Below are 20,897 nucleotides of genomic sequence, written 5' to 3'. Positions count from 1 at the left end.
AAAGAGGCGCGCGTCAGCGCTCGTTGAGGGGTGGTGGTCGGGCGACGGGTGGGCTGGGCTCATTCGGTGATCGTGCCTCTCAGGTAGCCGGCTGCGTGACGGGCGCGCTCCAGCACGTCGTCCAGGTCGTCGCCGTAGGTGTTGACGTGTCCGACCTTGCGGCCGGGCTTCACGTCCTTGCCGTACATGTGGATCTTCAGCTGCGGGTCGCGGGCCATGCAGTGCAGGTACGCGGAGTACATGTCGGGGTAGTCGCCGCCGAGGACGTTGACCATGACCGTCCACTTCACGCGCGGGCGCGGGTCGCCCAGCGGCAGGTCGAGGACGGCGCGGACGTGGTTGGCGAACTGGGACGTGATCGCGCCGTCCTGGGTCCAGTGGCCCGAGTTGTGGGGGCGCATCGCCAGCTCGTTGACGAGGATGCGGCCGTCGCGGGTCTGGAACAGCTCGACGGCGAGGTGGCCGACGACGCCGAGTTCCTTGGCGATCCGCAGGGCCATCTCCTCGGCCTGGAGCGCGAGGGCCTCGTCCAGGTCGGGGGCGGGGGCGATGACCGTGTCGCAGACGCCGTTCACCTGCCTGGACTCGACCACCGGGTAGGCGACGGCCTGGCCGTGCGGGGAGCGGACGACGTTGGCGGCGAGCTCGCGGACGTAGTCGACCTTCTCCTCGGCGAGCACCGGGACGCCCGCCTTGAACGGCTCGGCGGCCTCCTCCACGGAGTCCACCACCCAGACGCCCTTGCCGTCGTAGCCGCCGCGGACGGTCTTCAGGACGACCGGGAAGCCGTCGCCCTCCGCGGCGAAGCGCGCCACGTCCTGCGGGTCCGTCACGATGCGGTGCCGTGGGCAGGGCACCGAGATCGCGTCCAGTTTCGCGCGCATCACCCCCTTGTCCTGGGCGTGCACCAGTGCGTCGGGGCCTGGGCGCACGGGTATGCCGTCCGCCTCCAGAGCCCGAAGGTGCTCGGTGGGCACGTGCTCGTGATCGAAGGTGATCACGTCGCATCCGCGCGCGAACTCGCGCAGCGTGTCCAGGTCGCGATAGTCGCCGACGACGACTTCGTTCACGACCTGCGCCGCGGAATCCTGAGGAGTGTCACTGAGGAGCTTGAACCTGATGCCCAGCGGGATGCCCGCCTCGTGTGTCATACGAGCGAGCTGGCCACCGCCGACCATGCCGACTACCGGGAACGTCACGCCCCCAGGGTATCGGCCGCGCCGGCATGGCCGGATTCCCTGCCCTGCGTCCGCTCACCGCTCGTCCTCTTACCGATCGTTTCGCATGTTCTTCCCGGTCTCTTCCGGCTCCCTTTCCGTCCCGCCTGCGGCTCGTGGCCGGTCCCCGGGCGCGGCCACCGGCCGCTGGTTAGCATGGCGTGGTTGACGCAATCGACCCGGACGGGGGCCTGCACGACCATGGGACGTGGTTCCTCGGGGCACCGACCGGCGCCCACGACTCCCCGGGACGCGTTGTTGCGGCGCGTCGGCCGGCTCTGGCGGGAGGTCGCCAAGTTCGGAGCGGTGGGCGGAGCGGGTCTCCTCGTCAACCTGCTCGTATTCAACCTGGTACGGCATGTCACCGATCTCCAGGTGGTGCGGGCGAGCGTCATCGCGACGGTCGTCTCGATCATCTTCAACTACGTCGGCTTCCGGTACTTCACCTACCGGGACCGCGACAAGAGCGGCCGCACCAGGGAACTGACCCTGTTCCTGCTGTTCAGCGTGGTCGGACTGGTGATCGAGAACGGCGGGCTGTACCTGGCGACGTACGGCTTCGGCTGGGACAGCCCGTTGCAGAGCAACGTCTTCAAGTTCCTCGGCATCGGCATCGCGACCCTGTTCCGCTTCTGGTCCTACCGCAGCTGGGTCTTCCGCGCCCTTCCCGTCCGGGAGGCCGTGGCCGACGCCGAGTCGTTCCTCCACGCGGGAGCAGAGGGGAAGCGGCGGCGCCCGAGCAGGGTCTCCCGCTGACCGGCCCCTCCCGCACCCACCTCGCGGGGCACGCCGAGCCCCCGCAGGCCTACCGGACCGTCGGCTCCGCGTCCGTCGATTTCTTCAGCGGGGGCGTACGGGACAGGAACAGCCCGAAGACCGGTGGCTTGGCCTGGAGGAGTTCCAGGCGCCCTCCGTCGGCCTCGGCCAGGTCGCGGGCGACGGCCAGCCCGATGCCGGTGGAGTTGCGGCCGCTGATCGTCCGCTCGAAGATCCGCGCGCCCAGGTCGGCGGGGACGCCCGGCCCCTCGTCCGTGACCTCCACCACGGCCTGGTTGCCGGTCACCCGGGTGCGCAGCGCCACCGTGCCGCCGCCGTGCATGAGGGAGTTCTCGATCAGCGCGGCCAGCACCTGGGCGACCGCGCCCGGGGTGCCCACGGCCCGCAGGTGCCGCTTGCCGGAGCTGACGATCGCGCGGCCGGCACTGCGGTAGGCGGGCCGCCACTCGGCGATCTGCTGCTGGATGACCTCGTCGAGGTCGAAGGAGACCGCGGAGCCCGTGCGCGGGTCGCGGGAGTTCGTCAGCAGGCGCTCCACCACGTCCGTCAGCCGCTCCACCTGGGTGAGCGCGACGTTGGCCTCCTCCTTCACCGTCTCCAGCTCCTCGGTGAGGGTGATCTCCTCCAGACGCATCGACAGCGCGGTCAGCGGCGTACGCAGCTGGTGGGAGGCGTCGGCGGCCAGGCGCCGCTCGGCGGTCAGCATCCGGCCGATCCGCTCGGCGGAGGAGTCCAGCACATCGGCCACCCGGTCCAGCTCCGGAACGCCGTAGCGCTTGTGCCGGGGACGCGGGTCGCCCGAGCCGAGGCGCTCGGCGGTCTCGGCGAGGTCGGTCAGCGGGGAGGCGAGCCGGTTGGCCTGACGGATCGCGAGCAGCACCGCCGCCACCACCGCCAGCAGCGCCACCAGGCCGATGATCAGCAGCGTGCGGCCGACCTCGCGGGTGACGGAGGAGCGGGACTCCTCCATCCGGACGGTCTCACCCTGCTCGCCCTCGGCGGTGGCGTGGATCACGTCGCCGTCGGGCTTGGAACCGATTTCGATGGCCGGCCGGCCGGGAATGCCGATCACCGCGTACTGGCCGGGGGCCACCTGGTCGCGCAGGACCCGGGCGTCGACCGTCTCGTCGCCGAGCAGCCGGCCGTCGACGATGCTGGCCAGCCGGATCGCCTCGGAGTCGACCCGCTCCTGGGCACTGTTGCTGATCGTGCGGGTCTCCACGAGCACCAGGGAGACTCCGAAGACAGCGATCACCACAAGTACCACGGCGAGCGTGGACTGGATCAGTCGACGGCGCATGACCTTCTACCTGTACTTACCCGTGAGCACCCGTGAGCAGCCCTGGAGCGGCGCTCAGCTCTTCTCGAAGCGGAAGCCCACGCCGCGCACGGTCGCGATGTACCGGGGGTTCGCCGCGTCGTCGCCGAGCTTCTTGCGCAGCCACGAGATGTGCATGTCGAGGGTCTTGGTCGACGACCACCAGGTGGTGTCCCAGACCTCCCGCATCAGCTGGTCGCGGGTGACGACCCGGCCCGCGTCCCGCACGAGGACCCTGAGCAGGTCGAACTCCTTGGCGGTGAGCTGGAGCTCCTCGTCGCCCATCCAGGCGCGGTGGGACTCGACGTCGATGCGCACGCCGTGCGTGGCCGGGGGCTGCTGCGGCTCGGTGGCGCCGCGCCGGAGCAGGGCCCGGACCCGGGCGAGCAGCTCGGCGAGGCGGAAGGGCTTGGTGACGTAGTCGTCGGCCCCCGCGTCCAGGCCGACGACCGTGTCGACCTCGTCGGCGCGCGCCGTGAGGATCAGGATGGGCACGGTGTGACCGTCGGAGCGCAGCCGGCGGGCGACCTCCAGGCCGTCCATGCCGGGCAGACCGAGGTCCAGTACGACCAGATCGACGCCGCCCTGCATTCCGGCGTCGAGCGCGGTGGGTCCGTCCTCACGCACCTCGACCTCGTAACCTTCCCGGCGCAGAGCGCGGGCCAGCGGCTCCGAGATGGACGCGTCGTCCTCGGCGAGCAGTACACGGGTCATGGAGTGATGGTAGTCCGAGGGTGCCGCCTGCCGGGCTGGTGCTGCGGTGTGATCGGCCTCGGGCGCTCTTACCTTTCGCCCCGGTGGTCACGGAGTCCCCCCGAGGGGAGGCGTGGACCCGCTCACCCCCGGTCCGGACCAGTGGGCGGGGGATGCGAACCTGGAACAGACATCGTGGTGTCACCTTCGAAAGAGTGGGCACGGTTCCCCGTGGACCTGTGATCCGTGTCTCAAGTCCTTCCATACCGGGCGGTGTCCTGCCGTATGGTGAGCTGAACGCCTGTAGCACGCAGCGGACCTTTGGCGCTCATTCGACGCCGAGGGTCCCTTTTGTGTGCGGGCCGGCTCCGACCGGCCTCGAAAGGAATGACCTACGGCCGGGCCTCATCGCGCGTCACGACGCGTCGCGAGGCGTGGATCCCGGTGGCCGCCGTCCGCCGCTCCGTCACCCGGAGCGGACTCCCCTGGGCGTGGGGTGGACGGCCGGTCCTGCCGGTGCCGGCCGCCCCCCACCGGGCGCGCAGCGGCTCGTCCCGCGCGTCCCGACCAGCAAGGAACGACCATGGCGTCCAGCCTGACGAAGGACTCGGCCCGCCCGGGCAGCCCCGGTTCCGAGAAGACCTTCTTCGGCCACCCCCGCGGCCTGGCCACCCTCTTCATGACCGAGATGTGGGAGCGCTTCTCCTACTACGGCATGAGGGCTCTGCTCCCGCTGTACCTGGTGGCTCCGGGCGGCCTGCACCTGAGTGCGGCCACCGCGACCGCGATCTACTCGGTCTACCTGTCCCTCGTGTACCTGCTCGCCCTGCCGGGCGGCTGGTTCGCCGACCGGCTGCTCGGCCCGCGCAGGACCGTCGCCGTCGCCGGCACGGTCATCATGCTGGGGCACCTGACGCTGGCCCTGCCGTGGGCGGGCAGCTTCTTCGCCGGTCTCGGTCTCGTCGCCATCGGCTCCGGTCTGCTGAAGGCCAACATCTCCACGATGGTCGGCCACCTGTACAAGGGCACCGACGACCCGCGCCGGGACGGCGGCTTCACGATCTTCTACATCGGCATCAACCTGGGTGCCTTCGCCGCGCCGCTGGTCATCGGTACGGTCGGTGAGAACGTCAACTGGCACATCGGCTTCGCGCTCGCCGCGCTCGGCATGGCGCTGGGCCTGGCCCAGTTCCTGCTCGGCTCCCGCCACCTGGACGCCCGCTCCGACGTCGTGCCGACGCCGCTGTCCGCGCAGGAGAAGTCGGCCGTACTGCGCAAGTCGGCCCTGTGGGCCGCCGTCGCCGTCGTCTTCTACGCGATCATCGGCTTCTCCGGTGTCTACACCCTGAACTGGCTGCTGGTCCCGATCACCGTGGCCGGCCTGCTCATCCCGGTCCTGGTCATCGCCCGGATCAAGCGGGACAAGGAACTGGACCGCACCGAGCAGTCGAAGATGACCGCGTACATCTGGTTCTTCGTCGCCGCGGCCGTGTTCTGGATGATCTACGACCAGGGCGGTTCCACGGTGTCGCTGTTCGCCGAGAAGTCGGCCGACAACACCGTCTTCGGCTGGGGCTTCCCGGTCTCCTGGTACCAGTCGGTCAACCCGGTCATGATCATGGCGTTCGCGCCGGTGTTCGCCTGGCTGTGGGTCACGCTCGCCCGGCGCGGCAAGGAGCCGAGCACCGCGGTGAAGTTCGCGCTGGGTCTGCTGTTCATCGGCGCGTCCTTCTTCCTCTTCCTCGCTCCGCTGGCGATCGCCGACGGCGGTCACAAGGCGGCCGCGCTGTGGCTGGTGGCGATCTACTTCGTCCAGACCGTCGGTGAGCTGACGCTCTCCCCGGTCGGCCTGTCGGTCACCACCAAGATGGCGCCCGTGAAGTACGCCTCCCAGATGATGGGTGTCTGGTTCCTGGCCGTCACCGCCGGTGACGCGACGACCGGTCTGCTCTCCATCGCCGGCGTCGACCTGAACCAGACGGGCATCGTGACGCTGGAGGCGGCGCTCGCCGCCGTGGCCGGTGTGGCGGTGTGGATGTACCGCAAGAAGGTCAAGGAGCTCATGGGCGACGTGCACTGACGTTCGCCGGACGTACGTCTCCGGCTCGTCGGTCCGCCGGTCGTCCGCCGCACCGGAAGGGCCCTCGCATCCCGTACGGACGCGAGGGCCCTTCGGCGTTCTCGGGAGGCGTCAGGCGGGCTCCGGCGCCCGGCGCGGCTACGCGGGGGCGCCCAGCTCCGCCCAGACCTTCTTGCCGGCGACGCCGGGAACGCGTACGACGCCCCAGTCGAGGCACAGGCGCTGGACGATGAACATGCCGTGACCGCCGGGGCGGCCCGCGCGGTGCGGGGTGCGCGGGGCCGGCTGACCGGTGCCGCGGTCGGAGACCTCGATGTGGATCACCTTGTTGTCGCAGGTGATCTCCATCTGGTCCGGTCCCTCGGCGTGCAGACAGGCGTTGGTGACCAGTTCGGAGACGACGAGGAGCACGTCCTCGGCGGCGGCCCGCTGGTCGGCGCTCGCGGCGGGCAGCCAGCCCCACGCGTACAGCGCCTGGCGGGCGAAGTCGCGGGCGAGCGGCACGACGCCGCTCTCGCCGTCGAAGCTCAGCCTGCGGACCTGACGACCCCCCGACGGGACCGCGGGCACGGTCGTCGCGCCGCCCGCGGACGTCCCGTCCGCAGGCGCGCCCCCCTCGGACGCCCCGGAAGCGCCGCTGGGCTCCGGGCCGCGGTCGCCCGGCGAGTAAGGCCGGGTGGTGCTCATCAGCGCTTCACCTCACCGATTCACCAGTTCACGTTTCACACGTCACTACACAACGTCACTGCATACCCACATGTCGGTACGCCGCCTGCCGATGCGTCCAGCATGACTCCTGCCCGACCGATCCCATGGGACACCCCCCGTTTTCCGGCGCGTGGGGCGTCCTCCTCGGCGCGCCCCCCGCCACGGGCCCACGGACAGCCGATCGCAGGTTTCCGCAGAACAGCACACGGAAGCGACGTGCAGGCTCCCGACAGGCGGCCCGACGGCCGGATCAGCCGGTCTCGTCGGCCAGCGCATCCTCGAGCGTGTCGTGCACGCTGAAGACCGCGTCCGCTCCTGTGATCTCAAACACACGCGCCACCACCGGCAGCATGCCGGCGAGGTGCACACCTCCCCCGGCCGCCTCCGCCTTCAGCCGCGCTCCCAGCAGCACGTTCAGCCCCGTGGAGTCACAGAACTCCAGGCGCGAACAGTCCACCACCAGGCGCGAGCGCCCCTTGTCGAGGCACTCCTTGAGAGGCTCACGCAGCAGGTCGGCCGTGTGGTGGTCCAGCTCACCGGCCGGAGTCACGACGGCGCTGGAGCCCTCTTGCCGCACCTCCACCAGAAGCCGGCCCGACTGTGCGCTGCCGACCGTCCCGCGGTCCATGCCGTCTCTCTCTCCCGGGGTCTTGGCTGCTGACTGACGCCCTCGAACACTACGCCTTCCCTCACCCCTCCGACACCCGAACAACCGCACAGAAACGGACATATAGCCACATAAAGCACTTGCGGTGGCCGTGGTGAAGCGGGTAGGGCTAGTAGAGACACGCACCCGACACGGCCGGCTTTGGAGGCGCCGCACACCGCAGTGCACGAACTGGCTTCGGCAGCCATATGCCGAGAACGATGGAGGACATCATGTCACCCCGGCTCGACGCCTCGCATACCCAGACGCCGACGTCGACACCCCCTCCGGACCATCTGGATCCCATCGAGCTCGAGGACGACGTACGCGCCGAGCGGGCCGACCCGGCCGTCGCGCTGGACGGACTTCCGGACATCCCCCCGTACGACGAGGTGGCCCCGGACGACGCCCGAGCACTGTCCAAGACCCTCTTCGAGCGGCTGGAGGCCCTCGAGGAAGGCACCCACGAGTACTCGTACGTCCGCAACACCCTCGTCGAACTCAACCTCGCGCTGGTCAAGTTCGCCGCCTCCCGCTTCCGCTCCCGCAGCGAGCCGATGGAGGACATCATCCAGGTCGGCACCATCGGCCTGATCAAGGCGATCGACCGCTTCGAGCTCTCCCGGGGCGTCGAGTTCCCGACTTTCGCGATGCCCACCATCATCGGCGAGATCAAGCGCTTCTTCCGCGACACCTCGTGGTCCGTGCGGGTGCCGCGCCGACTCCAGGAACTGCGGCTGGACCTGGCCAAGGCCGGTGACGAGCTGGCCCAGCGCCTGGACCGCGCCCCGACGGTGACGGAACTGGCCGAGCACCTCGGCCTGTCCCGGGACGAGGTGGTCGAGGGCATGGCGGCGTCCAACGCGTACACCGCCTCGTCGCTGGACGCGCAGCCGGAGGAGGACGACTCCGAGGGCGCGCTCGCGGACCGCATCGGCTACGAGGACCACGGACTCGAAGGCATCGAGTACGTCGAGTCGTTGAAGCCGCTGATCGCCGAACTGCCCAGCCGAGACCGGAAGATCCTGTCCCTGCGGTTCGTGGCGGGCATGACCCAGTCGGAGATCGGCGACGAACTCGGCATCTCGCAGATGCACGTCTCACGGCTGCTGTCGCGCACGCTGGTACGACTCCGCAAGGGGCTGACCGTCGAGGACTGACGGCCTGACACGAGGTTCTCCGCCCGGTGCCACCAACGGCGCCGGGCGAACCCGTCGTGCACCGCGCCGACGGCTCCCGGTCACCCGCCCCGCCGACGGCAGCGACGGCGACGTCAGTTCCTCGCCGTGATCGGGCCCGAACGGCGTCGTCGGCACTCGTGACGAGCACGCCCGGGCGGCGTCGGCCCCGAGCCGTTCAGGGGCGTGCGACCTCGCGCACACCGTGCCGCCAGACCTCGCTCACCAGCGGTACGCCCGGCCGGTAGGCCAGGTGGACGTGGCTGGGCGCGTCGAGGACCATCAGGTCGGCGCGGGCGCCCGGCGTCAGACGGCCGACGTCCGTGCGGCGCAGGGCCGCGGCCCCGCCCGCGGTGGCGGACCAGACCGCCTCGTCGGGGGTCATACCCATGTCCCGCACGGCGAGCGCGATGCAGAACGGCAGTGAGGACGTGAAGGACGAGCCCGGGTTGCAGTCGGTGGACAGCGCGACCGTGACGCCGGCGTCGAGGAGGCGGCGGGCGTCGGGCCACTCGGCGCGGGTGGAGAACTCGGCGCCGGGCAGCAGTGTGGCGACGGTACGGCTGTTCGCGAGGGCGTCGACGTCCGCGTCCGTGAGGTGGGTGCAGTGGTCGGCGCTGGCCGCGTCCAGCTCGACGGCGAGCTGCACGCCGGGGCCGTAGGACAGCTGGTTGGCGTGGACGCGCGGGTGCAGGCCCTTGGCCTTGCCGGCGGTGAGGATCGCGCGGGCCTGGTCGCCGTCGAAGGCGCCCTTCTCGCAGAAGACGTCGATCCAGCGCGCGTGCGGTGCGCAGGCGTCGAGCATCTCTCCGGTGACCAGCTCCACGTACGCCGCCGGGTCCTCGGCATAGTCCGGGGAGACGATGTGGGCGCCGAGGTAGGTGACCTCGTCGGTGTGCGCGGCGGCGATGCGCAGCGCACGGGCCTCGTCGGCGACGGTCAGGCCGTAGCCGGACTTGGTCTCGAACGTGGTGGTGCCCTGGCGCAGTGCCTCGGCGAGGTAACGGGTGAGGTTGGCCTCCAGTTCCGCGTCCGACGCGGCCCGGGTGGCGGCGACCGTGGTCCGGATGCCGCCCGCGCTGTAGGCCCGGCCGGACATGCGGGCGTTGAACTCCTCCGTGCGGTCGCCGGCGAAGACCAGGTGGGAGTGGGAGTCCACGAAGCCCGGGAGCACCGCCCGGCCGCCCGCGTCGACCCGGTTGTCAGTGGCGGGTGCTTTGCTGGATTCACCGGTCCACGCGACGCGGTCGCCTTCGATGACGACGGCCGCGTCCCGGATCAGGCCCAGTGGGGACGCACCGAGGGAGGGGTCGTTGGTGACCAGCGTGGCGATGTTGCTGATGACTGTGCTGCTCATGGTGTCCTCAGGGATGGCGGGGGGATTCAGCCGCGCAGCGCTTGGACGGCGCCTGCCAGCGCCGACGCCACATCGGGTACGAGAGCGTGGACTCCGTCGCGCACGACATGACGGCCTCCCACGACCGTGTGGCGCACGTCCGCCGCGGAGGCGGCGAATACGGCCGTCTCGGCGGCGAGTCGCGGCTGCGGGCCGGCTGTCCTGACCGTGTCGAGGGCGATCGTCGTGAAGTCGGCGAGCGAGCCCGGCCGCAGATTGCCGGCCTCCTCCCAGCCCAGGGTGGCGTGACCGGCCTCGGACGCGGCGTGCAGCAGGGCCGCGGCGTTCCAGTGCCCGCGGGTGCGGGTGCGCAGCCGCTCGTTCAGTTCCATGGCTCGGGCCTCTTCGAGCAGGTCGATGACGGCGTGGCTGTCGGAGCCGAGGGAGAGGGGGGAGCCGGCGCGCTGGAGGGCGACGGCGGGGCCGATGCCGTCCGCCAGGTCCCGTTCGGTGGTCGGGCACATGCAGGTGCCGGTGCGGGACCCGCCGAGCAGGGCGATGTCCTCCTCGGTGAGGTGGGTGTTGTGCACGCCGGTCGTGCGCGGCCCGAGGACCCCGTGGTCGGCCAGCAGCCGGGCGGGGGTGCATCCGTGGGCCTGGAGGCAGGCGTCGTTCTCGGCGGTCTGCTCCGACAGGTGCACATGGAGCGGGGCCCGCCGCTCCTCGGCCCACCGCGCCACGGTCGCCAGTTCGTCGGCGGGCACGGCCCGCACCGAGTGGACGGCGGCTCCGATCCGCGCGTGATCCCGTTCCTTGAGAAGTGAACAGCGTTCGGCCCAGGCCTCCGCCGTCCCGTCCGAGAAGCGGAGCTGGTGCTGCTCGGGCGGCTGCCCGAAGCCGGCGGAGAGATAGCAGGTGTCCAGGAGGGTGATGCGGATGCCCGCTTCGGCGGCGGCCTCGATCAGTGCCTCGCCCATCGCGTTCGGGTCGGCGTACGGGGAGCCGCCCGGGGCGTGGTGGACGTAGTGGAACTCGCCGACGGCCGTGATCCCGGCGAGGGCCATCTCGGCGTACACCGCGCGGGCCAGCGCGTGGTAGGTCTCCGGGGTGAGCCGTCCGGCGGTGGCGTACATGACCTCGCGCCAGGTCCAGAAGGTTCCCGAGCCGACCTGGACGGTGCCGCGCAGGGCGCGGTGGAAGGCGTGGCTGTGGGCGTTGGCCAGCCCGGGGATCGTCAGGCCGCGCAGGGGCTCGGCCTCCGGGGGCGGGGTGGGCACGCCGGTGCGGACGGCCGCGATGCGACCGTCCCGCACGTCGAGCGCCACGCCCGGCTCGGCGTGGGTGCCGAGCCAGGCGTGCTCCAGCCAGTACGTCCGCGTCCGCTGCGTGGGCATCACGTGCAGGCCAGTCCTTCCAGTACGTCGGCGAGTGCGAGCACCCCCGCCGTGCAGTCGTCCTCGGCCGCGAACTCGGCCGGGGAGTGCGAGACACCGGTGGGGTTGCGCACGAACAGCATGGCGGTCGGGACGCTCCCGGAGAGGATTCCGGCGTCGTGTCCCGCGCCGGTGCCGAGCACCGGCACCTTCAGATCTGTCGGGCCGCCGAGGATGCGGGCGAGCTCGTCGCGCAGGGCGTGGTCGAACTCCACGACGGGAGTGAAGGACTCGCGGACCACCTCGAGGTCCACTCCGTGCGCGGCGGCGTACGCGCGGGCCGCCTCCCGCACACCGGCGACCACCGTGTCCAGGGTCTGCTGGTCGGCGGCGCGGGAGTCGAGCCAGCAGCGCACCAGGGACGGGATCGCGTTGACCCCGTTCGGCTCCACGGCGATCTTGCCGAAGGTGGCGACGGCACCGGCGAGTTCCGCCTGGCGCCGGGCGGCCAGCACGGTCTCGGCGTACGACAGCATCGGGTCGCGCCGGTCGGCCAGCCGAGTGGTGCCGGCGTGGTTGGCCTCGCCGCGGAAGTCGAACCGCCACCGGCCGTGCGGCCAGATGGCACTGGCCACCCCGACGGCGTCCCCGGTGAGGTCGAGGGCACGCCCCTGCTCGACATGCAGCTCGACGAAGGCGCCGATGCGCGCGAGCCGTTCGGGGTCCGGGCCGATGGCGTCCGGGTCGTACCCGGCGGCCTCCATGGCCCGGGGCAGCGTGATCCCGTCGGCGTCGGTCAGCCGGTGCGCCTGCTCCACGGTGAGCCGGCCGGCGGTCAGCCGCGACCCGACGCAGGCCAGCCCGAACCGGGCGCCTTCCTCGTCACCGAAGTTGACGACGGCGAACGGCTTGTCGAACCGCGCTCCCCTCCCGCGCAGTTCGTCGAGCGCGGCGAAGGCCGAGACCACGCCGAGCGGTCCGTCGAAGGCGCCGCCGTCGGGCACGGAGTCGAGATGCGACCCGGCCACGACGGCGTCCGCACCGCCGGGATCCCCGAGCCAGGCCCACTGGTTCCCGTTCCGGTCGACCTCGTACGACAGCCCTCGCGCCTCGGCCTGCTCCCTGAACCAGTCCCGGCACTCGGCGTCGGCCCCGGTCCAGGCGTAGCGCCGGTAGCCCCCGGAGTCGGCGTGCCGCCCGACGGGCGCGAGCTCACGCCACATCTGCTGGAAGGAGGGGGCGGCTCCGGCACGGACGCCTGGACGGCCGGACCCGCCGGGCTGTGGGCGGTCGCTCTGCCGGGGGTCCCTCCCGGCCGTCGAGGCGCCGGGGGAGGAACGGGCGGGCGCGGCCGGACCGGCGGACGGCCCCGAGGCGCCGGCCCCCGTCGGAGCGTGGCCGTTCCGCGTCACGCCGGGTCACCTTCACGCATCGGCACGCGCACGCCCCGCTCGGCCGCGACGGACTCCGCGATGTCGTACCCGGCGTCCACATGCCGGATGACGCCCATGCCGGGGTCGTTGGTGAGCACCCGCCGGATCTTCTCGCCGGCGAGCGGCGTACCGTCGGCGACGGTCACCTGCCCGGCGTGGATGGACCGGCCCATGCCGACGCCGCCGCCGTGGTGGATGGAGACCCACGAGGCGCCCGAGGCGACGTTCACCATGGCGTTCAGCAGCGGCCAGTCCGCGATCGCGTCGGAGCCGTCGAGCATGGCCTCGGTCTCGCGGTACGGGGAGGCGACGGAGCCGCAGTCGAGGTGGTCGCGGCCGATCACGACCGGCGCCTTGAGCTCACCGCTCGCGACCATGTCGTTGAACCGCTCGCCCGCCTTGTCGCGTTCGCCGTAGCCGAGCCAGCAGATGCGTGCGGGCAGGCCCTGGAAGTGGACGCGCTCGCCGGCCATCTTGATCCAGCGGGCCAGGGACTCGTTCTCGGGGAACAGCTCCAGGATCGCCTTGTCCGTCCTGGCGATGTCGGAGGCCTCACCCGACAGCGCGGCCCAGCGGAAGGGGCCCTTGCCCTCGCAGAACAGCGGCCGGATGTAGGCGGGGACGAAGCCGGGGAAGGCGAACGCCCGGTCGTAGCCGGCCAGCTGCGCCTCGCCGCGAATGGAGTTGCCGTAGTCGAAGACCTCGGCGCCGGCGTCCTGGAAGCCGACCATCGCCTCGACGTGGCGGGCCATGGACTCGCGGGCCCGGGTGGTGAAGCCGGCCGGGTCCTTGGCGGCCTCGTCGGCCATGTCCTCGAACGCGATGCCGAGCGGCAGGTAGGCCAGCGGGTCGTGGGCGGAGGTCTGGTCGGTGACGATGTCGATGGGCGCGCTCATGGCGAGCAGCTGCGGGACCAGCTCGGCGGCGTTGCCGAGGACGCCGATGGACAGCGGCCTGCGCTGGTCGCGCGCCTCGACGGCCAGCTGGAGGGCGTGGTCGAGGGAGTCCGCCTTCACGTCCAGGTAGCGGTGCTCGATGCGGCGTTCGATGGCGCGCGGGTCGCAGTCGACGCAGATCGCGACGCCGTCGTTCATGGTGACGGCGAGCGGCTGGGCGCCGCCCATGCCGCCGAGACCGGCGGTGAGGGTGATCGTCCCGGCGAGCGTGCCGCCGAACTTCTTGGCGGCGACGGCGGCGAAGGTCTCGTAGGTGCCCTGGAGGATGCCCTGGGTGCCGATGTAGATCCAGGAGCCGGCCGTCATCTGGCCGTACATGGTCAGGCCGAGGGCCTCCAGGCGGCGGAACTCCTCCCAGTTGGCCCAGTCGCCGACGAGGTTGGAGTTGGCGAGGAGGACGCGCGGCGCCCACTCGTGGGTCTGCATGACGCCGACGGGGCGGCCGGACTGGACGAGCATGGTCTCGTCGGCCTTGAGTGTCCTCAGGGTGCGGACCATGGCGTCGAAGGAGCGCCAGTCCCGGGCGGCCTTTCCGGTGCCGCCGTAGACGACGAGCTTGTCGGGGTGCTCGGCGACCTCGGGGTCGAGGTTGTTCTGGAGCATCCGCAGGGCGGCCTCCTGCTGCCATCCCAGGGCGCTCAGTTCCGTACCGCGCGGCGCTCGTACGGGCCGTGGTCCTGACATGGTCTGCCTCCTGCGGTTGCTCCCGAGGGATTGTTGCTACGTCTATTCACATCCTGACCTGCTGAATAGAACTAGTCAATACGTCGGTGTGCCGACATCGGCGCACTCCGGGGTGTTTGGCTGGACCCATGGTGTGCACGACTGCCGACAGCAGGGGAGCGGGGGACGAGGACATGGGCGGCTACGGCGACGGGGACCGGGCGGGCCGTACGGACGGCGAGCGGGCCGTACGACGGGACGAGGCGGTGCGGGCCGCGGTGGAACAGGGGCTGCTCGGGCCCGACCGCCCGCTCGTGGGCCTGCTGGACGTCCACGGCATCCGGGAGGCGGCGGCGGACCTCACGGCGGCGTTCGCCGCGGTCGTGGCCCCGGGGACACCCGTGCTGCACGCCTTCGCGGTGAAGGCGACGCCGCTGGTGCCCGTGCTGCGGCTGCTGCACGAGGAGGGCATCGGCGCCGAGGTGGCGAGCCCGGGCGAGCTGGCGCTGGCCCGGGCGGCCGGGGTGCCGGCCGACCGCACGGTCCTGGACTCGCCCGCCAAGACCCCGGCCGAGCTGCGCGAGGCACTGGCCCTGGGCGTCGCCGTGAACGCCGACAGCCCCCAGGAGCTGGACCGCATCGACGGCCTCGTACGGTCCTCCACGCCTCGCTCCCCGCTCGGGATCCGGGTGAATCCACAGGTCGGCGGCGGCGCCATCGGAGCGCTGTCGACCGCGACGGCGACCTCGAAGTTCGGGGTGGCGCTGCGCGACGAGGGAGCGCGCGAGTGGGTCGTACGGGCGTACCTGGACCGGCCGTGGCTGACCCGGCTGCACACCCACACCGGCTCGCAGGGCATCCCGCTGTCCCTGATGACGCGGGGCGTGGCGGAGGCGTACGCGCTGGCCGAGGAGATCAACGAGAGGGCGGGACGGCGGCAGATCGACACCCTCGACATCGGCGGCGGGCTGCCGGTGAACTTCGGCTCGGAGGCGACGACGCCGACGTACGCGCAGTACGCGCGGCTGCTGGGCGAGGTGGTGCCGGGGCTGTTCGACGGGCGGTACGGGCTGGTGACCGAGTTCGGGCGGTCGCTGCTGGCCAAGCAGGGCACGGTGGTGGCGCGGGTGGAGTACACCAAGAGCGCCGGCGGCCGGCCGGTCGCCGTGACGCACGCGGGCGTGCAGGTCGCCACCCGGACGGTGTACGCGCCGGGGTCGTGGCCGCTGCGGCTGGCCGCGTACGACGCCAAGGGGCGACCCAAGGGAGGTCCGGAGGCGGTGCAGGACGTGGCCGGGCCGGCGTGCTTCGCGGGCGACCTGCTCGCCGAGGCCCGCGCGCTCCCCCCGCTGGAGCCGGGCGACCACGTGGCCGCGCTGGACACCGGCGCGTACTACTTCGCGCACCACTACGCCTACAACTCCCTGCCCCGGCCCGCCGTCTACGGCTACGCACCGGACGGTACCGGCGGTGTCGCCTTCGCGACGGTACGCGCGCCGCAGCGGATCGAGGAGATCGTGTCCGAGGCCGGAGGGGCGCACACGTCGGCACTCACCACCCTGCGCGCACCCGAGCGCCCTTGAGGCACACCGGCGGCAACCGGCGCAACTGGGAGGAAACCCGGGTCAGTTGACCCACATTAGCCCCTCGGTCGCATGTTCCTCTGGAAAATGCCGTAACCCCCACCAGCTTCGCACACCCTGCGTAGCGTCGCCTTCACTCAGCCGACACACCAGGCGGGAGGGGAGCGACGGTGCCCGGAATCGACGAGTGCCTACTGGAGGCCATGCGGCTGCCCGGCGCGCGGGGCGCCGCGCTGGTCGACTGGACGAGCGGGCTGGCCCTGGGCACCGTCGGGGAGGCCCCGGGCGGCGACCACGAGACCACCGCGGCCGAGGCCGCCGAGCTGGCCCGGCTCGCCGCGGAACACGGGGCGTTCGCCGCCGACGACCCCGCCGGCGGCGAAAGCCCCCCGGTCGAGGACCTGATCGTCTGCAACCGGGACAGCTACCACCTGCTGCGGTTCGTGGAGACGACCTTCGACAGCACCGTGTTCCTGCACCTGTGGCTGACCCGGGCGGAGGGCAACCTCGCGCTGGCCCGGATACGCCTGAGCGAGATGGCCGAGCGGCTGGTGCTGGGATGACCGTGGTCGACACCCCTCCCCCGCCCCGGCTGCCGGTGCGCGACCGGACGGTCGCCACCGAGCGGGCCTGGGGCGGCCTGTCGCCGATGCTGACCCGGCTCGCCGCCGAGCGGGCCAGCGGCGTCCTCGTCCGCGAGCGCGGCACGCTGCACCTCAGCGAGGGCCTCGTGGTGCACGCGGAGAGCCCGCTGGCCCCGGGCCTGGACACCCTCCTCACCGCGCACGGCACGCTCACGCGCGAGGCCTGGCGGGACGCCGTCTCCCGGGCCGACGAGCACGGCGGCGTCGTCCACCTGCGGCCGGCCGGCGGCCGGCTGACCGAGGGGGCGCTGCAACTGTGCCGTCTGGGCGCCCTCTACGACGCCGCCTACTTCGCACTCGCCCCGAGCAGCACCCCGGGCCGTTTCCGCTACGGCCTCGCCCACCGGCTCGGCCCCGTCCTGCCGGTCCCGGTCGACGCCCTGCAGCGCGAGACCCTGCGCCGCCGGGACCTGCTGCGTCGCATCTGGCCCGACGCCCGGGCGGACAGCGCCCCGCTCGCGCGGACGCACCCCACCGCGGCCCCGAAGCTCACCGCCCGACAGCGGGCCCTGCTGGAGCGGGTCGACGGCACCCGTACGGCCGCCGAACTGGCCCGGGAGCTGGGCCGGCAGGCGTTCCACACCCTGGTGGACGTGCGCCGTCTGGCCTCGCTCGGCCTCGTGACCCCCCTCCGGCCGGAGGCGGACACCAGGCCGCCGGCGACCGAGGGCGGGCGGACGACGGCTCACGCGGCGCCGGCGCCCAGCGACGCGGGGTGGACGGCCGGGTACGGCGGGCCGGCGGGCGCGGGAACCGCAGCGGCAGCCTCGGGCGCCGGGCCGCCGCCCGGGGCGGCCGAGCTGATCGCGGACCCCACCGACCCCCACATCACGCTGCTGAAGAGGCTCAGGGATGCGCTGGAGGCCCTTTGAAAGGAGACACCGGATGGCGGCGGAGCCCGAGATCCTGGACGAACTGCGCCGGCTGAGAGTGCACGTCCCCCAGCTCACCGGTGCCCTCGCCGCGAGCATCGACGGCCTCGTGCTGGCCCACGACACCCCGGACGTGGAACCGGAGGGCGTGGCCGCGCTGACCGCGGCCGCGCTCGGCGTCGCCGTACGCATGGCGGACGTGACCGGCCGGGGCGAGTTGCGCGAACTGCTGATGCGCGGCGTCCACGGCTATGTCGCCACCTACGCGGCGGGCCGCACCGCCGTCCTGACGCTGCTCGCCCAGGACCGCGTCAACGTCGGCCGCCTCCACCTGGAGGGCCGCAGGGCCGCGGCCGCCATCGGAGAACTGGTCGACGCCGAGGCGGCCCGGGGCCTCGGACGGGTGACACCGGCGAGGGCCACGGGCGCGGCCGCCAGGACCGCCGCCCCACGAACCAGAACGACACGCGTGCCGGGCCCCGCCGGCTCCGGCACGCCCACCACCACCGAAAGTTAGAGAGCAAGGAGACCGGCCATGGCCAACACCGAGACCTGCCTGAAAGAAGCCCTCGCCGCCATCGAGGGCGCGACCGGAGTCGCGCTCGTCGACTACACCAGCGGCATGGCGCTGGGCACGATGGGCGGCAGCAAGACCTTCGACCTGAACGTGGCCGCCGCCGGCAACACCGACGTGGTCCGCGCCAAGATGCGCACCATGGAGCACCTCGGCCTCAAAGGCCAGATCGAGGACATCCTGATCACCCTCAACGACCAGTACCACCTGATCCGCCTGGTCGGCGGCCGTGGTGGCAACGGCCTCTTCCTCTACCTCGTGCTGGACGCCAAGCGGGCCAACCTGGCGATGGCCCGCCACCAGCTGAAGAAGATCGAGGAGGACCTGGAGGTCTGATCAGACGAGCGCCGCGGTGCGGCGACGCGCCCCGCCCGGGGCCGCGTCGCCCGCCGCGATGCCGGTGCTGCGGTAGCCCTTGACCGCCGGGCCCGCGGGGCGGCCGCCGTACCTGCCGAGCCAGTCCACCCGTACCCAGAGCAGCACGTCGTCGGCCCGCTCGCGCCGCCCGATCCAGGCGGCCTTGAGCCGCAGCCCGGCCCCGGCACCGGCCAGCAGCATGCCGGCGGCCGCCGGCACGGCGAACGAGCTGCCGAGCGCGGCCACGAAGGCGAGCAGCAGCCACCAGCGGTGTCCCCACCGCCACGCGCGGGCGGTGACCGCCCGGTCCTGGAGCACGTCGTGCCGGCCGGCCCGGCTCGCGGCGCGGGCGAGGGCGGAGTAGCGGCGGCGCCGGGCGCAGGCGACGACGGCCACGCTCACCAGGAACAGCGCGGCGCCCGCCGTCACACCGATACGGCGCCCGGTCAGTCCCGGCCACGCCGCCCCGGCCCCCGCCGCGACCACCCCGAACCACCACAGCGGGGCCGCCCCGGCCCGTACGACGACGGCCACACGGGCCAGTCCCTGTCCTCCGCGACCCTCGCGCCCTCCGCGTGCCACCTGCCGCCTCCTTCGCATCCCGGCACATCTGCGTTCGGGCCGGCAGGCTAGCGAGCGTTCGTGAGACGAATCTGAGAGCGAGGCCTCGCGGTCACGAGGACGGCCGGCCACGGGCGGCCGGCCGCCGCCGGTTCAGTCCACGAACAGCCCGCGCGCCGCCGCCCGTGAGTCGAACTCCTCCAGTCGCGCCTGCGCGTCCGGCAGGTCGTCGCAGATCGCCTCCAGAAGCACCCGCCCGAGCAGCATCGGCGCGCACGCGGTGTCGAAGGCGAGCCCGGTGCCGACCGCCGCCGGCAGCAGCAGGTCGGAGTACTTCGCGACCGGCGCGAAGGCCGAGTCCGCGACCGTGACCACGGTCAGCCCCGCGTCCTTGGCGTAGGCGAGGGTGTCGACCACCTCGCGCGGGTGCCGCGGCAGCGCGAAGCACAGCAGCGCCGACGCACCCGCCCGTACGGCGCCGTCGACACGGTCCTGGATCATCGAGCCGCCCTCGTCGAGCAGCCGTACGTCCGGGTGGACCTTGCCGGCGAAGTAGGCGAAGCCGTAGGCCTGGGAGGCCGCGGCCCGCAGTCCCAGGACCGGCAGGGGACGCGAGGCGGCGAGGATCCGGCCCGCCTGGCGCACCGGCCCCGGATCGGCCAGCGCCTCCGCCAGGTGTCGCAGGTTCTCGATCTCGGCCTCGACGGCCTGCTGGTACTCGTTGTACGACACCGGTTCGGCGGCCGGTTCGGCCGGCCCGACCTCGCGCAGGTGCCGGCGCAGCGCCGGGTAGCCGTCGAAGCCCAGGGCGACCGCGAACCGCGTCACCGAGGGCTGGCTGACCCCGGCCAGCTCGGCCAGCTCGACACTCGACAGGAACGGCACGTCGGCGGCGCGCCGAACCATGCTGTGCGCGATGCGCCGCTGCGTCGGCGTGAGCCTGTGCCCCTCGAAGAGCGCCTGCAGACGTGCGGCAGGGCTGTCGGTCCCGCTCATGACGTGCTCCCCCTCCAGAAGTCGTCGACGACCCGGGAGAGTACTCCCCGACCAGTTCCTATTCAGACACCAAAAACTCTGCATGAAGTCATACAGGCCGGGCAAGGGATCGACCAAGTGCGGCGGAACGGGCACGGGTCGCGACCGTCGGTGTGCTACTGGTGGATGCAGCCACCGCCGTCGGCGCGCGCCCCACCGCAGCCGCATCCGGGCGCCGCCGGCGGCGGGCGGCCTTCCCCCGCGGAAGTCGGGGGCTAGCCCCAGTGCGGGCGGCCGCCCCGGTCCCTAGCCTGGTCGGTATGAGCGGAATGGACGCGCGTGACACCGACCTGAAGAAGGAACTCGACGCCACCCTGCACGCCCGCAGGGAACTGGGCGACGACTACGAGTCCGCGCTGGTCGAGTCGTTCCTGGAGAAGGTGGACCAGCGCATCGACGGCGCCGTCGAGCGCCGTGTCCGCCGGCAGCTCGCGGAGCAGCGGATGACGGTGGCCCGCGACGCCCGTTCGCCGAGGGCCACCGACTCCTGGGGCGAGCGCTTCGGCTTCGGCATCGTCTCGCTGGTGCTGGCCGTGCCGCTGTCCGCGATCGGTGGCGGCGTCGCCCACCTGCCCGGTCTCATCGCCGCCTGGGCCGGCATCGTCGGCGTCAACGTCGTCCAGGCCGCCCGGACCAACCCCGGCCTCTTCGGCACCCGCCGCGCCAGGACCTCCCAGGAGGACGACAGCTGGGAGGACTGACACAGATGTACGCGGGGACCGCCGCACCCCCATCGCTGGGGGGCGGGACGACGGCGGTCCCCGCGGGGGACGCGGGCCGGGTCGGAACCGGGCTTGCGCGTCCATGGCGTCCAGGAGGTCCGGGAGCCGCTCCGGAGGTCCTGCCGCCGCACGTCGCCGACCTGGAGAGGCGCCTTCCCCCTGAGCATGACG

The 20,897-nt window shown here is 72.5% G+C and carries 20 protein-coding genes; 9 read left to right on the top strand and 11 right to left on the bottom strand.

All coding sequences use genetic code 11. From position 1 onward, the window contains the following. Window positions 1-59 precede the first annotated feature (59 nt). A complete protein-coding gene (locus tag ACWDUZ_RS06515) occupies window positions 60-1,199 on the bottom strand; it encodes a 5-(carboxyamino)imidazole ribonucleotide synthase (RefSeq protein ID WP_451630663.1) in 1,140 nt (379 codons plus the stop codon). A gap of 219 nt (window positions 1,200-1,418) precedes the next feature. Here ACWDUZ_RS06515 and ACWDUZ_RS06510 point away from each other — a divergent pair, with 219 nt between their 5' ends. Then, entirely contained in the window at window positions 1,419-1,973 is a 555-nt protein-coding gene (locus tag ACWDUZ_RS06510; protein ID WP_451630707.1) for a GtrA family protein, read from the top strand. A 49-nt stretch (window positions 1,974-2,022) separates the two neighbouring features. Here ACWDUZ_RS06510 and ACWDUZ_RS06505 read toward each other — a convergent pair whose 3' ends face one another. Both ACWDUZ_RS06505 and ACWDUZ_RS06500 read right to left on the bottom strand, forming a co-directional pair. Next, window positions 2,023-3,294 (bottom strand): ATP-binding protein, encoded by a 1,272-nt coding sequence (locus ACWDUZ_RS06505; RefSeq protein ID WP_451630662.1) that lies wholly within the window; start codon window positions 3,292-3,294, stop codon window positions 2,023-2,025. A gap of 54 nt (window positions 3,295-3,348) precedes the next feature. Continuing rightward, window positions 3,349-4,026, bottom strand: coding sequence for a response regulator transcription factor (locus tag ACWDUZ_RS06500; protein WP_451630661.1), 678 nt, complete (start codon window positions 4,024-4,026; stop codon window positions 3,349-3,351). A gap of 562 nt (window positions 4,027-4,588) precedes the next feature. On the opposite strand from ACWDUZ_RS06500, the gene ACWDUZ_RS06495 reads away from it, so the two are divergent. Continuing rightward, complete coding sequence (locus ACWDUZ_RS06495; RefSeq protein WP_451630660.1) at window positions 4,589-6,085, top strand: oligopeptide:H+ symporter; 1,497 nt, start codon at window positions 4,589-4,591, stop codon at window positions 6,083-6,085. Window positions 6,086-6,223: 138 nt separating this feature from the next. Here ACWDUZ_RS06495 and ACWDUZ_RS06490 read toward each other — a convergent pair whose 3' ends face one another. After that, on the bottom strand, window positions 6,224-6,772 hold the full coding sequence (locus ACWDUZ_RS06490; RefSeq protein WP_451630659.1) for an ATP-binding protein: 549 nt from the start codon (window positions 6,770-6,772) through the stop codon (window positions 6,224-6,226). A 271-nt stretch (window positions 6,773-7,043) separates the two neighbouring features. Next, the gene (locus ACWDUZ_RS06485) at window positions 7,044-7,421 is read right to left on the bottom strand and encodes an STAS domain-containing protein (protein WP_451630658.1); all 378 of its coding nucleotides are present in this window, start codon (window positions 7,419-7,421) and stop codon (window positions 7,044-7,046) included. A gap of 239 nt (window positions 7,422-7,660) precedes the next feature. Between ACWDUZ_RS06485 and ACWDUZ_RS06480 the strand changes: the two genes are divergently transcribed. Then, window positions 7,661-8,599, top strand: coding sequence for an RNA polymerase sigma factor SigF (locus tag ACWDUZ_RS06480; protein WP_451630657.1), 939 nt, complete (start codon window positions 7,661-7,663; stop codon window positions 8,597-8,599). 196 nt (window positions 8,600-8,795) lie between these two features. Here the strand turns inward: ACWDUZ_RS06480 and hutI are convergent, their stop codons facing one another. The 4 genes from hutI to hutU form a co-directional block, all read right to left on the bottom strand. After that, window positions 8,796-9,974: an imidazolonepropionase gene (gene hutI, locus ACWDUZ_RS06475; RefSeq protein WP_451630656.1), complete on the bottom strand. Its 1,179-nt coding sequence runs from the start codon at window positions 9,972-9,974 to the stop codon at window positions 8,796-8,798. A gap of 26 nt (window positions 9,975-10,000) precedes the next feature. Continuing rightward, window positions 10,001-11,347 (bottom strand): formimidoylglutamate deiminase, encoded by a 1,347-nt coding sequence (locus ACWDUZ_RS06470; RefSeq protein WP_451630655.1) that lies wholly within the window; start codon window positions 11,345-11,347, stop codon window positions 10,001-10,003. Beyond that, window positions 11,347-12,549: an allantoate amidohydrolase gene (locus ACWDUZ_RS06465; protein ID WP_451630706.1), complete on the bottom strand. Its 1,203-nt coding sequence runs from the start codon at window positions 12,547-12,549 to the stop codon at window positions 11,347-11,349. Before ACWDUZ_RS06465 ends, ACWDUZ_RS06470 begins: the two co-directional genes overlap by 1 nt. A 185-nt stretch (window positions 12,550-12,734) precedes the next feature. After that, window positions 12,735-14,399, bottom strand: coding sequence for a urocanate hydratase (gene hutU / locus ACWDUZ_RS06460; RefSeq protein WP_451630654.1), 1,665 nt, complete (start codon window positions 14,397-14,399; stop codon window positions 12,735-12,737). A 173-nt stretch (window positions 14,400-14,572) separates the two neighbouring features. Between hutU and ACWDUZ_RS06455 the strand changes: the two genes are divergently transcribed. The 5 genes from ACWDUZ_RS06455 to ACWDUZ_RS06435 all read left to right on the top strand — a co-directional run bounded on the left by ACWDUZ_RS06455 (window position 14,573) and on the right by ACWDUZ_RS06435 (window position 18,387). Beyond that, window positions 14,573-15,961 carry a diaminopimelate decarboxylase gene (locus tag ACWDUZ_RS06455; protein WP_451630705.1) on the top strand — a complete coding sequence of 463 codons (1,389 nt, stop codon included), beginning with the start codon at window positions 14,573-14,575 and terminating at the stop codon, window positions 15,959-15,961. Between the two features lie 170 nt (window positions 15,962-16,131). Continuing rightward, entirely contained in the window at window positions 16,132-16,524 is a 393-nt protein-coding gene (locus tag ACWDUZ_RS06450) for a hypothetical protein (protein WP_451630653.1), read from the top strand. Then, window positions 16,521-17,477, top strand: a complete 957-nt coding sequence (locus ACWDUZ_RS06445; protein WP_451630652.1) for a hypothetical protein — start codon at window positions 16,521-16,523, stop codon at window positions 17,475-17,477. The genes ACWDUZ_RS06450 and ACWDUZ_RS06445 overlap by 4 nt, the downstream gene beginning before the upstream one ends. 13 nt (window positions 17,478-17,490) lie before the next feature. Then, a complete protein-coding gene (locus ACWDUZ_RS06440; RefSeq protein WP_451630651.1) occupies window positions 17,491-17,994 on the top strand; it encodes a roadblock/LC7 domain-containing protein in 504 nt (167 codons plus the stop codon). 18 nt (window positions 17,995-18,012) lie between these two features. Further along, window positions 18,013-18,387: a hypothetical protein gene (locus ACWDUZ_RS06435; protein WP_451630650.1), complete on the top strand. Its 375-nt coding sequence runs from the start codon at window positions 18,013-18,015 to the stop codon at window positions 18,385-18,387. Here ACWDUZ_RS06435 and ACWDUZ_RS06430 read toward each other — a convergent pair whose 3' ends face one another. Next, on the bottom strand, window positions 18,388-19,008 hold the full coding sequence (locus ACWDUZ_RS06430) for a hypothetical protein (RefSeq protein ID WP_451630649.1): 621 nt from the start codon (window positions 19,006-19,008) through the stop codon (window positions 18,388-18,390). Between the two features lie 114 nt (window positions 19,009-19,122). Then, complete coding sequence (locus tag ACWDUZ_RS06425; protein ID WP_451630648.1) at window positions 19,123-19,965, bottom strand: MurR/RpiR family transcriptional regulator; 843 nt, start codon at window positions 19,963-19,965, stop codon at window positions 19,123-19,125. Window positions 19,966-20,264: 299 nt separating this feature from the next. Between ACWDUZ_RS06425 and ACWDUZ_RS06420 the strand changes: the two genes are divergently transcribed. Next, window positions 20,265-20,705, top strand: coding sequence for a hypothetical protein (locus ACWDUZ_RS06420; RefSeq protein ID WP_451630647.1), 441 nt, complete (start codon window positions 20,265-20,267; stop codon window positions 20,703-20,705). Window positions 20,706-20,897 lie beyond the last annotated feature (192 nt).

It is taken from the genome of Streptomyces sp. NPDC003393 (assembly GCF_053589015.1).
The sequence above is the reverse complement of the archived record's forward strand: the minus strand, read 5'-3'. Positions and strand labels throughout refer to the sequence as shown.